This is a genomic window from Enterobacter cloacae complex sp. SHL009 (genome assembly GCF_049237205.1).
Classification (GTDB): Bacteria; Pseudomonadota; Gammaproteobacteria; order Enterobacterales; family Enterobacteriaceae; genus Enterobacter; species Enterobacter cloacae_M.
This window is the reverse complement of sequence record NZ_JBMKIW010000009.1, coordinates 40778-53987: the sequence shown is the minus strand read 5'-3', so window position 1 is coordinate 53987 and position 13210 is coordinate 40778. Positions and strand designations below refer to the sequence as shown.

General features: G+C 53.8%; 15 protein-coding genes. 7 read left to right on the top strand and 8 right to left on the bottom strand.

The window, feature by feature from the left end; genetic code table 11:
* Nucleotides 1-9 precede the first annotated feature (9 nt).
* Nucleotides 10-1428 (top strand): glutamate synthase subunit GltD, encoded by a 1419-nt coding sequence (gene gltD, locus ACOTZC_RS18650; RefSeq protein WP_023309377.1) that lies wholly within the window; start codon nt 10-12, stop codon nt 1426-1428.
* Between the two features lie 28 nt (nt 1429-1456).
* Here the strand turns inward: gltD and sspB are convergent, their stop codons facing one another.
* The 5 genes from sspB to zapE form a co-directional block, all read right to left on the bottom strand.
* Nucleotides 1457-1954, bottom strand: a complete 498-nt coding sequence (gene sspB, locus ACOTZC_RS18645; protein ID WP_024906337.1) for a ClpXP protease specificity-enhancing factor — start codon at nt 1952-1954, stop codon at nt 1457-1459.
* Between the two features lie 5 nt (nt 1955-1959).
* Complete coding sequence (sspA, locus tag ACOTZC_RS18640) at nt 1960-2598, bottom strand: stringent starvation protein SspA (RefSeq protein ID WP_014885418.1); 639 nt, start codon at nt 2596-2598, stop codon at nt 1960-1962.
* A gap of 308 nt (nt 2599-2906) precedes the next feature.
* Nucleotides 2907-3299, bottom strand: a complete 393-nt coding sequence (gene rpsI, locus ACOTZC_RS18635; RefSeq protein ID WP_003860436.1) for a 30S ribosomal protein S9 — start codon at nt 3297-3299, stop codon at nt 2907-2909.
* Between the two features lie 15 nt (nt 3300-3314).
* A complete protein-coding gene (rplM, locus tag ACOTZC_RS18630) occupies nt 3315-3743 on the bottom strand; it encodes a 50S ribosomal protein L13 (RefSeq protein ID WP_006178824.1) in 429 nt (142 codons plus the stop codon).
* A gap of 292 nt (nt 3744-4035) precedes the next feature.
* A complete protein-coding gene (gene zapE / locus ACOTZC_RS18625) occupies nt 4036-5160 on the bottom strand; it encodes a cell division protein ZapE (protein ID WP_045403581.1) in 1125 nt (374 codons plus the stop codon).
* Between the two features lie 189 nt (nt 5161-5349).
* On the opposite strand from zapE, the gene zapG reads away from it, so the two are divergent.
* The 3 genes from zapG to degS all read left to right on the top strand — a co-directional run bounded on the left by zapG (nt 5350) and on the right by degS (nt 8446).
* Nucleotides 5350-5748, top strand: coding sequence for a Z-ring associated protein ZapG (gene zapG / locus ACOTZC_RS18620; RefSeq protein WP_008502832.1), 399 nt, complete (start codon nt 5350-5352; stop codon nt 5746-5748).
* 171 nt (nt 5749-5919) lie between these two features.
* A complete protein-coding gene (degQ, locus tag ACOTZC_RS18615; protein ID WP_023309385.1) occupies nt 5920-7287 on the top strand; it encodes a serine endoprotease DegQ in 1368 nt (455 codons plus the stop codon).
* 91 nt (nt 7288-7378) lie between these two features.
* Nucleotides 7379-8446 (top strand): outer membrane-stress sensor serine endopeptidase DegS, encoded by a 1068-nt coding sequence (gene degS, locus ACOTZC_RS18610; RefSeq protein ID WP_023309386.1) that lies wholly within the window; start codon nt 7379-7381, stop codon nt 8444-8446.
* A 57-nt stretch (nt 8447-8503) separates the two neighbouring features.
* Here the strand turns inward: degS and mdh are convergent, their stop codons facing one another.
* Entirely contained in the window at nt 8504-9442 is a 939-nt protein-coding gene (gene mdh / locus ACOTZC_RS18605) for a malate dehydrogenase (protein WP_047174077.1), read from the bottom strand.
* A 397-nt stretch (nt 9443-9839) separates the two neighbouring features.
* Here mdh and argR point away from each other — a divergent pair, with 397 nt between their 5' ends.
* From argR to yhcN (ACOTZC_RS18590), 3 genes are all read left to right on the top strand, one after another.
* Nucleotides 9840-10310 carry a transcriptional regulator ArgR gene (argR, locus tag ACOTZC_RS18600; protein ID WP_023309388.1) on the top strand — a complete coding sequence of 157 codons (471 nt, stop codon included), beginning with the start codon at nt 9840-9842 and terminating at the stop codon, nt 10308-10310.
* 375 nt (nt 10311-10685) lie between these two features.
* Nucleotides 10686-10949 carry a peroxide/acid stress response protein YhcN gene (yhcN, locus tag ACOTZC_RS18595; protein ID WP_023309389.1) on the top strand — a complete coding sequence of 88 codons (264 nt, stop codon included), beginning with the start codon at nt 10686-10688 and terminating at the stop codon, nt 10947-10949.
* A gap of 110 nt (nt 10950-11059) precedes the next feature.
* Nucleotides 11060-11326 (top strand): peroxide/acid stress response protein YhcN, encoded by a 267-nt coding sequence (gene yhcN / locus ACOTZC_RS18590; RefSeq protein WP_023309390.1) that lies wholly within the window; start codon nt 11060-11062, stop codon nt 11324-11326.
* Between the two features lie 61 nt (nt 11327-11387).
* On the opposite strand, the gene ACOTZC_RS18585 is transcribed toward yhcN (ACOTZC_RS18590), so the two are convergent.
* Both ACOTZC_RS18585 and ACOTZC_RS18580 read right to left on the bottom strand, forming a co-directional pair.
* A complete protein-coding gene (locus tag ACOTZC_RS18585) occupies nt 11388-11660 on the bottom strand; it encodes a barstar family protein (protein ID WP_023309391.1) in 273 nt (90 codons plus the stop codon).
* 45 nt (nt 11661-11705) lie between these two features.
* Nucleotides 11706-13160: an NAD-dependent succinate-semialdehyde dehydrogenase gene (locus ACOTZC_RS18580; RefSeq protein ID WP_322408219.1), complete on the bottom strand. Its 1455-nt coding sequence runs from the start codon at nt 13158-13160 to the stop codon at nt 11706-11708.
* Nucleotides 13161-13210 lie beyond the last annotated feature (50 nt).

The following is a 13210-nucleotide window of genomic DNA, read 5'->3' as shown; positions in this document are numbered from 1 at the left end:
GGAATTCAGATGAGCCAGAACGTATACCAGTTTATCGACCTGCAGCGTGTTGATCCGCCAAAGAAACCGCTGAAGATCCGCAAAATTGAATTTGTTGAAATCTACGAGCCGTTTTCAGAAGGCCAGGCCAAGGCACAGGCAGACCGCTGCCTGTCCTGCGGTAACCCTTACTGCGAATGGAAATGTCCGGTACACAACTACATCCCGAACTGGCTGAAGCTGGCCAACGAAGGGCGTATTTTTGAAGCCGCCGAGCTGTCTCACCAGACCAACACCCTGCCGGAAGTGTGCGGCCGCGTGTGCCCTCAGGACCGTCTGTGCGAAGGCTCCTGTACGCTGAACGACGAGTTCGGCGCGGTGACCATCGGCAACATCGAGCGCTATATCAACGATAAAGCGTTCGAGATGGGCTGGCGTCCGGATATGACCGGCGTGAAGCAAACCGACAAGCGCGTGGCAATCATCGGTGCGGGCCCGGCGGGCCTGGCCTGTGCGGACGTGCTGACCCGCAACGGCGTGAAGGCGGTGGTCTTTGACCGCCATCCGGAAATCGGCGGTCTGCTGACCTTCGGTATCCCGGCCTTCAAGCTGGAAAAAGAGGTCATGACCCGTCGCCGTGAAATCTTCACCGGAATGGGCATTGAGTTCAAACTGAACGTGGAGGTGGGCCGCGACGTGCAGCTCGACGACCTGCTGAAGGATTACGACGCCGTGTTCCTCGGCGTGGGCACCTATCAGTCCATGCGCGGCGGTCTGGAGAACGAAGATGCGCCAGGCGTGTACGACGCGCTGCCGTTCCTGATTGCCAACACCAAGCAGATCATGGGCTACGGCGAAACCGCCGATGAGCCGTTCGTCAGCATGGAAGGAAAACGCGTGGTGGTGCTGGGCGGCGGTGATACCGCGATGGACTGCGTGCGTACCTCCATTCGTCAGAATGCGGCACACGTGATCTGCGCCTATCGTCGTGACGAAGAGAACATGCCGGGCTCTAAACGCGAAGTGAAAAACGCGCGTGAAGAGGGCGTGGAGTTCCAGTTCAACATCCAGCCTCTGGGTATTGAAGTGAATGCCAACGGTAAAGTGAGCGGCGTGAAGATGGCGCGCACTGAGATGGGCGCACCGGATGCGAAAGGCCGTCGTCGCGCCGAGATCGTAGCCGGTTCTGAGCACGTGATCCCGGCCGATGCCGTAGTGATGGCGTTCGGCTTCCGTCCTCACAGCATGGAATGGCTGGCGAAGCACAGCGTTGAGCTGGATTCGCAGGGTCGCGTGATTGCGCCAGAAGGCAGCGACAACGCATTCCAGACCAGCAACCCTAAAATCTTCGCCGGTGGCGATATCGTTCGCGGTTCTGACCTGGTGGTAACGGCGATTGCCGAAGGTCGTAAAGCGGCTGACGGGATCCTGAACTACCTGGAAGTGTAAAAAAAACAGGCCCGATTGGGCCTGTTTTTTATTTCACGACGCGAAGAGCCGGACGACCACCGCGCGGAGGCGGATCGTCATCAGGGTCATTGTCATCGTGATGATCGGGTTTATCGCCATCGATAAGTGACATCACCGTGTCGCTTTCGCGCTCATCGGATGCGTTGTCATCATTCAGGCTGGCAACATCTTCATCATACGCCGCTTCCGGCTCGAACATGGTACCCGCACCGTTTTCACGCGCGTAGATAGCCAGCACGGCTGCCAGAGGTACGGAAACCTGACGCGGCACGCCGCCGAAACGCGCGTTGAAGCGCACTTCATCGTTTGCCAGCTCCAGGTTACCCACCGCGCGCGGGGCGATGTTCAGTACGATCTGTCCGTCACGTGCGTATTCCATTGGAACCAGCACGCCCGGCAACGTCACATCCACAACCAGGTGCGGCGTGAGCTGGTTATCCAGCAGCCATTCATAGAAGGCGCGCAGCAGATACGGACGGCGTGGGGTAAGTTGTGACATTTCCACAGTCATTAGCCTCGGCCGAGACGCATTTCACGTTCCGGTTCAGTTAAAGATGCCAGGAAAGAGTCGCGCTCAAAGACGCGAGTCATATAGCCTTTCAGCTCTTTTGCGCCAGGACCGCTGAACTCTACGCCCAGGGTTGGCAGACGCCACAGCAGCGGTGCCAGGTAGCAATCCACCAGGCTGAACTCATCGCTCAGGAAGAATGGTTTCTGACCAAACACAGGAGCGATCGCCAGCAGCTCTTCACGCAGTTGTTTACGTGCAGCGTCAGCTTCAGAAGCAGAACCGCTGGTAATCACGTTCATCAGCGAGTACCAGTCTTTTTCGATACGCTGCATGTACAGGCGGCTTTCACCACGCGCGACAGGGTAAACAGGCATCAGTGGCGGATGAGGGAAACGCTCATCCAGATATTCCATAATGATACGGGATTCCCACAGGGTCAGCTCGCGATCCACCAGCGTCGGTACGCTTTGGCTCGGGTTGAGATCGATCAGATCCTGAGGCGGGTTATCCTTTTCCACATGCTCGATCTCAAAACTGACACCCTTCTCGGCCAGCACGATACGAACCTGATGGCTATAAATGTCAGTAGGACCAGAAAACAGCGTCATTACCGAACGTTTGTTGGCAGCGACAGCCATGAAAACCTCCAGGTATATTCAGAATTTTTACTGCTACCAGCCCAACAGGGGCCAGCCAGATGTTGTATCGCCCATCCCAGAGAAAACACATTGTTCAAGAAACGAACAAAAATCGAGTATTCACCGATATTTGGGCAGAAAATTGGATGATAGTTTACCAGATTTTGATGGCTTTGTGGTGAGGGGATTCTGGAAATGTGGAAAAAGAGAAGATATATGCATGGATATTGTGGATAACCTGCGCATTATCCATAAAAAAACCCGCCGAAGCGGGTTTTTCGCCAATCGTTCTGCGTAAGCAGAATGGATTAACGTTTGGAGAACTGTGGACGACGACGTGCTTTACGCAGACCCACTTTCTTACGTTCAACCTGACGCGCGTCACGAGTAACGAAGCCAGCTTTACGCAGTTCAGAACGCAGGGATTCGTCGTACTCCATCAGAGCGCGGGTGATACCGTGACGGATCGCACCTGCCTGACCGGAGATACCACCACCTTTAACGGTGATGTACAGATCCAGTTTTTCTACCATGTCAACCAGTTCCAGCGGCTGGCGAACTACCATGCGGGCAGTTTCGCGACCGAAGTATTGTTCCAGAGAACGCTGGTTGATTACGATTTTACCACTGCCCGGTTTGATGAAAACGCGAGCTGCGGAACTTTTGCGGCGACCAGTGCCGTAGTATTGATTTTCAGCCATTGCCTATAATCCCGATTAGATGTCAAGAACTTGCGGTTGCTGTGCCGCGTGGTTGTGCTCGTTGCCTGCGTAAACTTTCAGTTTACGGAACATAGCACGACCCAGCGGGCCTTTTGGCAGCATGCCTTTAACCGCGATTTCAATCACACGCTCAGGACGGCGGGCAATCATCTCTTCAAAGGTCGCTTCTTTGATACCACCGATGTGGCCAGTGTGGTGATAGTACACTTTGTCAGTACGCTTGTTGCCGGTTACAGCAACTTTATCAGCGTTCAGAACGATGATGTAATCACCGGTATCAACGTGCGGAGTGTATTCCGCTTTATGCTTACCGCGCAGGCGACGAGCCAGTTCAGTAGCCAGACGGCCCAGAGTTTTACCGGTCGCGTCAACAACATACCAGTCGCGCTGTACGGTTTCTGGTTTAGCTGTAAAAGTTTTCATTAAAAGCTTACCCAAATAATAAGTTACACGTTGGTGAACACCCAAACGTTTAGTCAGTTGAGGTTCACACGACAAAGTCCGGCAAACCTACCCCTTCGAATAGCACATGCCGACACATAGAAAGTTTCGGGAAAAAAACCTTCTCGTAACGTGGGGTCGCAAGATTATAGAGAAGTTGAGGTCAAAGATCGACCCTTAAATGTGATTTGGAATGGGTTTTTCGGGGGTGTGTATTGTGCGGTCTGGTGCCCTCACCCCCAGCCCCTCTCCCACAGGGAGAGGGTGGCATTTGTTACGGCATATGCTCCAGCTTCAGGTATTCCTCACTCTGCATCTCCTGCAGGCGCGACAGGCAGCGCTGGAACTCAAATTTCAGCCGCTCTCCCTGGTAAATCTCATATAAAGGTACCTCGGCGCTGACCACCAGCTTGACGTGGCGCTCATAAAACTCATCCACCAGCGCAATGAAGCGCCGTGCTTCGCTCTCCATCAGCCGCGTCATCACCGGCACGTCCAGCACCATCACGGTGTGGAACAGACGCGAAAGCGCAATGTAGTCGTGCTGGCTGCGGGCATCCACGCAGAGCGTCGTAAAGGAGACCGCCAGCGTTTGGTTTTCGACGCCAAGCGTGGGCAGCGGTCGATGGTTAATCTCGAGTTCCGGGGCGTGCTCGCGTTTTGCCCCCGCCAGCGCCAGCCAGAGTGTATCCATCTCGCGGGTGGTCTCTGCATTTAACGGCGAAAGCCACAGATGCGCCTGAGTCAGCGTGCGCAGACGATAATCGACACCGGCATCAACGTTCATGATGTCGCAGTGCTGCTTGATGGCATCAATGGCGGGCAGGAAGCGTGCCCGCTGCAGGCCGTTACGATAGAGCTCATCCGGCGGGATATTCGACGTGGCCACCAGCGTGATCCCACGGGCAAATAGCGCTTTCATCAGGCCGCCTAGCAGCATGGCATCGGTGATGTCGGACACAAAAAACTCGTCGAAGCAGAGCACGTCGGTTTCAGCTTTGAACCTGTCGGCCACAATCTCCAGCGGATCGCTTTTGCCCTGCAGTGCGGTCAGCTCTTCATGCACCCGCAGCATAAAACGATGGAAGTGCAGACGCTGCTTACGTGCGCCAGGCAGACTCATGTAAAACAGGTCCATCAGCCAGGTTTTTCCGCGACCGACCCCGCCCCACATATATAAACCGCGTACCGGCGCGTGAGCCTGTGGCGCTTTTTTACCGAGCAACCGCCCAAATGCCGCCTTTAGCCCACCGTTCTGTTCGACTTCAGCGGGTTTTGCCGTGAGCTCCTGATAAACCATCTCCAGACGGTTTACCGCCTCACGTTGAACGTCATCAGGCTGATGAGTGCCCTCGTTAAGGGCCAGTTGATAACGCGATGCAGGGGACAGGTTTTGCATAATCTTATTGTTATTCCTTCAATTAACGCTCACCAGCAGACGTGACTGATGAAAAAAAGGCCGTTCTACACTACGCGATGATACGTCAGGATTCCACTTCTGCAGAAATAGCGGTTATAGTGGCATTATCAGGCACAGGCAGGAGCCGAGCCAACACCCTACGGAACAACAAGACAACGGGAGAAGTTCATGACCTGGGAATATGCGCTAATCGGTTTAGTCGTCGGCATCGTCATTGGTGCTGTGGCCATGCGTTTCGGTAATCGCAAATTGCGTCAGCAGCAGTCACTGCAGTACGAACTGGAAAAGAACAAAGCCGAGCTGGAAGAGTATCGTGAAGAGCTGGTCAGCCATTTTGCCCGCAGCGCCGAGCTGCTGGACAACATGGCAACCGACTATCGTCAGCTGTATCAACATATGGCAAAAAGCTCCAGCAGCCTGCTGCCGGAAATGACCGCGGAAACCAACCCGTTCCGCAACCGTCTGGCTGACTCTGAAGCTGGTAACGATCAGGCGCCCGTTCAGATGCCTCGCGACTATTCCGATGGCGCGTCCGGCCTGCTGCGCGGCGGTGTAAAACGCGATTAATCGCACAACCTGAATTTATTTTACGGGCGCAGCGATTGCGCCCGTCCTTTCCTGATGACCCCAGCTATCATTTAGTTAAACACCTCATTGTTCAGCGGTTTAAAATTCAATAACATCAACGTGTTTTTAGGGCCGTTTTTCCTTTATTCCAGGTTACGAGAGTCAACATCGATGAAGAAAAAAAACCAGCTGTTGAGCGCTATCGCGTTAAGTGTCGGGTTATCTCTCTCGGCGTCCGTCCCTGTATTTGCCGCCATTCCTTCCCAGGTGCCTGGCCAGGCGGCCATTCCAAGCCTCGCGCCCATGCTGGAAAAAGTGTTGCCTGCGGTCGTTAGCGTTCAGGTTGAGGGCACCGCAGTACAAAGCCAACGCGTCCCTGAAGAACTGAAAAAATATTTCGGCGATGAGTCTCCCGACCAGCAGGCGCAGCCTTTTGAAGGCCTGGGCTCTGGCGTCATTATTGATGCGGCAAAAGGCTATATCCTGACCAACAATCACGTCATCAGCCAGGCCGATAAGATCAGCGTCCAGCTGAACGATGGCCGTGAATTTGATGCCAAACTGATCGGCGGCGATGACCAGAGCGACATCGCGCTGCTGCAGGTACAAAACCCGAGCAACCTGACCCAGATTGCCATCGCGGATTCCGACAAACTGCGCGTCGGCGATTTTGCCGTCGCCGTAGGCAACCCCTTTGGCTTAGGGCAGACCGCTACTTCCGGGATCGTCTCGGCGCTGGGACGCAGCGGCCTCAACCTGGAAGGGCTGGAAAACTTTATCCAGACCGATGCATCAATCAACCGTGGTAACTCCGGCGGAGCATTGCTTAACCTTAACGGCGAGCTGATTGGGATTAACACGGCGATTCTGGCCCCGGGCGGCGGCAGCATCGGGATCGGTTTTGCTATCCCCAGCAATATGGCCAAAACCCTGGCGCAGCAGCTGATCCAGTTCGGTGAAATCAAACGCGGGCTGCTGGGTATTAAAGGTATGGAGATGAGCGCGGATATCGCAAAAGCGTTCAATATCAACGTACAGCGCGGGGCGTTTGTCAGTGAAGTGCTGCCAAACTCCGGCTCGGCAAAAGCGGGCGTGAAATCAGGGGATGTGATCGTCAGCCTGAACGACAAACCGTTGAACAGCTTTGCAGAACTGCGTTCACGGATTGCCACGACGGAACCTGGCGCCAAAGTGAAGCTGGGCCTGATACGTGACGGCAAGCCGCTTGACGTTGAAGTGACGCTGGATAAGAGCACCTCTTCCTCGGCCAGCGCGGAGCTTATCGCCCCGGCGCTACAGGGGGCTACGTTGAGCGACGGGCAGCTGAAGGACGGTACGAAAGGCATTAGCATCGATACCGTTGAGAAGAGCAGCCCTGCCGCACAGGCCGGATTGCATCAGGATGACGTGATTATCGGTGTCAACCGCAACCGCGTGCAGTCTATTGCCGAACTGCGCAAGGTGCTGGAAAGCAAACCGGCGGTTATTGCCCTGCAGGTCATGCGTGGCAATGAGTCCATCTATATTCTGTTGCGCTAAGCATTTGCGACCCGGACATCACCGCTGCGTGTGATGTCCGGATAACTCATGTTATGCTGCAAATCGTTCCTTTTTTAACGACACGCGCATCATGCTTTTAAAGCTCTTACGTTCTACTGTCATCGGTTTGATTGTCGCTGGCCTGCTGCTGCTGGCGCTGCCGTCTTTACGTCAGTTCAATAAACTGTCGGCTCCCCAGTTCGATAGCACGGATGAAACGCCGGCCACCTATAACCAGGCCGTCCGCCGTGCCGCACCTGCCGTGGTTAACGTCTATAACCGAGGCCTGAATACCTCAGCCCATAACCAGCTGGAGATCCGCACCCTCGGCTCCGGCGTGATCATGGACGAGCGCGGCTACATTATTACCAACAAGCACGTGATTAACGATGCCGACCAGATCATCGTCGCTCTGCAGGATGGCCGCGTGTTTGAGGCGTTACTCGTTGGTTCTGACAGCCTGACCGACCTGGCAGTTCTGAAAATTAACGCCACGGGCGGTTTGCCGGTCATCCCGATCAACCGTAAACGTACCCCGCATATTGGTGACGTCGTACTGGCTATCGGTAACCCTTACAACCTGGGCCAGACCATCACCCAGGGGATAATCAGCGCGACCGGTCGTATCGGTCTGAACCCCTCCGGGCGGCAGAACTTCCTGCAAACCGATGCCTCCATCAACCACGGTAACTCCGGCGGGGCGCTGGTGAACTCGCTGGGCGAGCTGATGGGTATCAATACCCTCTCGTTCGATAAAAGTAACGACGGTGAGACGCCGGAAGGGATCGGCTTTGCCATTCCGTTCCAGCTGGCGACCAAAATTATGGATAAACTGATCCGCGACGGACGCGTGATCCGCGGCTATATCGGTATCGGCGGGCGCGAAATTGCACCGATGCATACCCAGGGCGGCGGTATCGATCAGATTCAGGGCATCGTGGTTAACGAGGTGGCACCGGGTGGTCCGGCGGCTAACGCGGGGATTCAGGTAAACGATGTCATTGTTTCGGTCAACGGCACGCCAGCGGTATCTGCGCTGGAGACGATGGATCAGGTGGCAGAAATTCGCCCGGGTTCTATCATTCCTGTTGAGGTCATGCGCAACGATAAGAAACTGACGCTGCACGTGACGATTCAGGAATACCCGGCCACTAACTGACAGGCATAAAAAAACGGAGCGATAAGCTCCGTTTTTTTTACCGGGAGACGGTTCGTATTACTTGTTAACGAACTCTTCGCCCAGGGTGATATCTTTCTTCAGCGTATCCAGCATGCCTTCCATCGCGTGTTGTTCGAACGCGCTCAGCGTACCAATGGATTTACGCTCTTCGATACCGTTTTTACCCAGCAGCAGCGGTTGGGAGAAGAAGCGAGCGTGTTCGCCATCGCCTTCAACGTAAGCGCATTCAACAACGCCTTTCTCGCCCTGCAGAGCGCGAACCAGTGACAGACCAAAACGCGCAGCCGCCTGGCCCATAGACAGGGTTGCAGAACCGCCACCCGCCTTCGCTTCCACCACTTCGGTACCCGCGTTCTGGATACGTTTAGTCAGGTCAGTCACTTCCTGCTCGGTGAAGCTCACGCCTGGGATCTGCGACAGCAGAGGCAGGATGGTGACGCCAGAGTGACCGCCAATTACCGGTACTTCCACTTCTGTTGGCTGCTTGCCTTTCAGCTCAGCAACAAAGGTGTTGGAACGGATGATATCCAGCGTGGTTACGCCGAACAGTTTGTTTTTGTCGTAAACACCCGCTTTCTTCAGCACTTCTGCCGCGATAGCCACGGTGGTGTTCACCGGGTTAGTGATGATGCCGATGCATGCTTTCGGGCAGATTTCTGCAATCTGTTGCACCAGGTTTTTCACGATGCCCGCGTTGACGTTGAACAGGTCTGAACGATCCATGCCTGGCTTACGCGCCACGCCTGCAGAAATCAGCACCACGTCGGCACCCTGCAGCGCAGGACGTGCATCTTCACCGGAGAAGCCTTTGATTTTTACAGCAGTCGGGATGTGGCTCAGGTCAACCGCCACACCTGGGGTTACCGGAGCAATATCGTACAGGGAGAGTTCTGAGCCTGAAGGCAGTTGGGTTTTCAGTAGTAGGGCAAGCGCCTGGCCGATACCACCAGCAGCGCCGAGGACTGCGACTTTCATCCTAAACTCCTTATTATGGTTAACTTAAGTATCTGTAAATCCGTTGCGGCGACCATAATTCAGCAAGTAAATAATTACAATTTTCGTAGCTAAAGAATTTGAGGTCACGCGACTTTATCTCTCACCAGAAGACTATCTGACGACAGAGGGCAACGCATTAAGAGGTGGTTACAATACACCCTGCCCCGCCACCAAAACAACATCATTTTGATAACATTTAATTTACTTTTAAGCTTATTTGCGTGGCGTGACCCAGGCATGTTTTCTGATAACGAAATCTGATAAAATCACTCCCTTTCATAACATTATTTCAGCCTGGCGCTGAGTAGATAATTTGCATAAAAATTCATCCACATGCATAATAATGTTGTTTCTATCGTCATATTCCGGGTGACTTATGCGAAGCTCGTCTAAGCAAGAAGAATTAGTAAAGGCCTTTAAGGCACTACTCAAAGAAGAGAAATTCAGTTCTCAGGGAGAAATTGTTCAGGCGCTGCAGGAACAAGGCTTCGATAACATCAACCAGTCGAAAGTCTCCCGCATGTTAACGAAATTTGGCGCGGTGCGTACGCGTAACGCCAAGATGGAGATGGTCTATTGCCTGCCGGCAGAACTTGGCGTGCCGACCACCTCCAGCCCGCTCAAAAATCTGGTTCTGGATATCGATCATAACGACGCCGTCGTGGTGATCCACACAAGCCCGGGTGCCGCGCAGCTGATTGCCCGCATGCTGGACTCGCTGGGTAAAACGGAAGGTATCCTCGGGACTATCGCCGGTGATGACACCATTTTTACCACACCGGCTAGCGGTTTCTCCGTGAAAGATCTCCACGAAGCCATTCTGGTACTGTTCGAACAGGAACTCTAATCCCCTCTCCCCGTAGCGCCGCTGCGGGGATCGTTCTGTTTCCGCTGCGTTTCTCACTCTTTTCCTCTGCCCTTCACTTTGACAAATAGTGCTTTTTACCACCTATTAACATTCATCTGGTGAATGCTAAATCAAAAAATCGCACAAAAAATCAAAATATGATATCCATATGATTTTATTAGATATAACCAACAAAAATGAACAAAAAACGTTCAATATTATGCAATTTGGTTATAAAAAACAGGCTGGTTAACACGTAATAACAAGAGAAACCATTAGTCTGGTATTAATTTTTGCCGTTATTAGTGTATACTTGATTTTGTGATGAGGGTCACGAAACAAGACCCCACGAAAAAATTCGACGAGGTAAGAATCATGAAAATCAAATCAACTGTAGCGGCGCTCAGCGTCCTGTCCGTCTTGTCATTCGGTGCTTTCGCAGCAGACTCTATCAATGCTGACCAGGCGCAATCCCGCCAGGCCATCGGTACGGTTTCTGTCGGCGCGGTCGGCACATCGCCAATGGACATGCATGAGATGCTGAACAAAAAAGCGGAAGAACAGGGTGCGTCATCCTATCGCATCATCGAAGCGCGTTCTGGTGACCACTGGCACGCCACCGCTGAGCTGTACAAATAAGTTTTAGTAATAACTGAAGACGAAAATCTCCACTCAACGGCACCAGGCATAAAAATAGCTGTTCAACCCTTCTCGCCGTTGAGTAAAAACCCTATTCAGGAGTAAAGACTATGAAAACCAAATTGATCATCGCAACCCTCGGTATGGCATCCGTTCTCTCTTTCGGCGCAAGCGCAGCCGTACAGCAGGTAAATGCCGACCAGGCACAAAATCTACAGCGTATGGGCAGCATCTCCGTAACGTCTGTCACCGGTTCACCGATGGATATTCGTCACGAACTTGCCGCCAAAGCTGAAAAAGCAGGCGCCAGCAGCTATCGCGTCACCGAACTGAATCAGGGTGACCACTGGCATGCAACGGCAGAGCTGTATAAATAAACCCTCGTCGTATCTCATCATACGACTTGCCCCTGACCTCATGGTCAGGGGCTTTTTTCATTCAATGCCGCGCGTTAAAGCGCAGCTGCCCTTCAAGCTCTTCTTCCGCTTCATCGAACAGCAATATCAGCGCGCCAAAACGTCTTCGCAGCTTATCGGGCAAATGGATGAACTCAATTTCCAGCGGTAGCGGCAACTGACTGCCGGTGACCACGTCCCACAGCGTATCCAGATTCGTCACGCTTTCTCGTTCAAGATCAAACGCCCGGATAAATTCACGGTAGAAGTCTTCCTGACTGTCGATCTCGTCAAAATCAAACGTATAGGTTTTCATTGCCAGCCACCCAGTCCAGGCGAGCGGCAGATGCCGCCCTGTCTATTATAATCCCCCAATATGCAGGGTTTTAACTTCCAGATACTCTTCCAGCCCCAGCACGGAGCCCTCTCGTCCAAGGCCTGACTCTTTTACGCCGCCAAAGGGCCCAAGCTCCGTGGAGACAGCGCACTCGTTGATGCCGATCATCCCGCTCTCGATGGCCTGTGAAACGCGGAAGACCCGAGAAAGATTCTGGGTGTAGAAGTAAGCCGCCAGTCCATAGGGGGTGTTGTTGGCGCGCTGGATAACTTCATCTTCCGAGGTGAAACGGAAGCACGCCGCTACCGGGCCAAACGTCTCTTCTTCTGCCAGCTTCATGCCCTCATGGCAGTCGCCCAGTACGGTTGGCATCCAGAAATTCCCGCCAAGCGGATGAGGCTTACCTCCAGCCAGTACGGTTGCGCCCCGGGCAACGGCGTCGTCGACATGCTCACGCACCTTGTTGACCGCAGAAGATTCAATCAGCGGCCCGACGACCACCCCCTCCTCAAGACCATTACCCACCTTCAGCGCATTCACCGCATCGGCGAGTTTATTCACAAATTTGTCGTAGACGGTTTCCTGAATATAAAAACGGTTCACGCTGACGCAGACCTGCCCGGCATTGCGGAACTTGTTGGCGATCGCACCCTTAACCGCGGCGTCGATATCCGCATCCTCAAAAACGATATACGGGGCATTTCCCCCCAGCTCCATCGAGACTTTTTTCATGGTTTCTGCGGCGTTACGCACCAGCGTTTTGCCGACGGAGGTTGAGCCGGTAAAGGAGATTTTACGTACGTCGCGGCTTGCCATAATCGCATCGCTGATTTCATGCGTATTCCCGGCTACGGCGTTGAGAACACCGTCGGGCACTCCGGCCTGTTTCGCCAGCGTAAGCAGCGCAAAGGCGCTGAGCGGTGTGTTATTGGCCGGTTTAATGACCCCGGTGCATCCTGCTGCCAGCGCCGGGCCTAACTTGCGGGTGAGCATGGCCATCGGGAAGTTCCATGGCGTAATCGCTGCGACCACACCAATGGGTTCACGGGTCGCCAGAATGCGTGAGCCGGGTTTTATCGGCGGAATAATTTCACCGTTCGCGCGTTTGGCCTCTTCGGCAAACCACTGGATAAAGCTGGCGGCGTACTCGACTTCTCCCTCCGCTTCTTTCAGGGGTTTGCCCTGTTCGGTGGTCATCAACCCCCCGAGCCAGCTTTTATTCTCAATAATCAGTTCGTACCAGCGGTAGAGAATCGCCGAGCGTTCTTTCGCGGTTTTGGCACGCCATGCCGGGAAGGCCTGGGTAGCCGCTGCGATAGCGTCTTCGGTCTGTGCTTTACCCGCTTTTGCGACTTTAGCAATGACCTCGCCGGTCGCGGGATTCAGCACATCAAAGGTTGTATCCAGCGTTTTCCAGATTCCGTTGACCAGATAACCGGTCTGAAAAAGGATGTGGTCCTGAAGCGCCTGGGTCGTCATGTGTTCTCCCTTTCTGAAATGTAAGAACGTGCTGGAATAAGTATAGCCAC

What these genes read in the sequence shown, in the direction of transcription:
- gltD (WP_023309377.1), top strand. Translation starts at nt 10, where the DNA reads ATGAGCCAGAACGTATACCAGTTTATCGACCTGCAGCGTGTTGATCCG.
- sspA (WP_014885418.1), bottom strand. Translation starts at nt 2,598, where the DNA reads ATGGCTGTCGCTGCCAACAAACGTTCGGTAATGACGCTGTTTTCTGGT.
- rpsI (WP_003860436.1), bottom strand. Translation starts at nt 3,299, where the DNA reads ATGGCTGAAAATCAATACTACGGCACTGGTCGCCGCAAAAGTTCCGCA.
- rplM (WP_006178824.1), bottom strand. Translation starts at nt 3,743, where the DNA reads ATGAAAACTTTTACAGCTAAACCAGAAACCGTACAGCGCGACTGGTAT.
- zapE (WP_045403581.1), bottom strand. Translation starts at nt 5,160, where the DNA reads ATGCAAAACCTGTCCCCTGCATCGCGTTATCAACTGGCCCTTAACGAG.
- zapG (WP_008502832.1), top strand. Translation starts at nt 5,350, where the DNA reads ATGACCTGGGAATATGCGCTAATCGGTTTAGTCGTCGGCATCGTCATT.
- degQ (WP_023309385.1), top strand. Translation starts at nt 5,920, where the DNA reads ATGAAGAAAAAAAACCAGCTGTTGAGCGCTATCGCGTTAAGTGTCGGG.
- degS (WP_023309386.1), top strand. Translation starts at nt 7,379, where the DNA reads ATGCTTTTAAAGCTCTTACGTTCTACTGTCATCGGTTTGATTGTCGCT.
- mdh (WP_047174077.1), bottom strand. Translation starts at nt 9,442, where the DNA reads ATGAAAGTCGCAGTCCTCGGCGCTGCTGGTGGTATCGGCCAGGCGCTT.
- argR (WP_023309388.1), top strand. Translation starts at nt 9,840, where the DNA reads ATGCGAAGCTCGTCTAAGCAAGAAGAATTAGTAAAGGCCTTTAAGGCA.
- yhcN (WP_023309389.1), top strand. Translation starts at nt 10,686, where the DNA reads ATGAAAATCAAATCAACTGTAGCGGCGCTCAGCGTCCTGTCCGTCTTG.
- yhcN (WP_023309390.1), top strand. Translation starts at nt 11,060, where the DNA reads ATGAAAACCAAATTGATCATCGCAACCCTCGGTATGGCATCCGTTCTC.
- ACOTZC_RS18585 (WP_023309391.1), bottom strand. Translation starts at nt 11,660, where the DNA reads ATGAAAACCTATACGTTTGATTTTGACGAGATCGACAGTCAGGAAGAC.
- ACOTZC_RS18580 (WP_322408219.1), bottom strand. Translation starts at nt 13,160, where the DNA reads ATGACGACCCAGGCGCTTCAGGACCACATCCTTTTTCAGACCGGTTAT.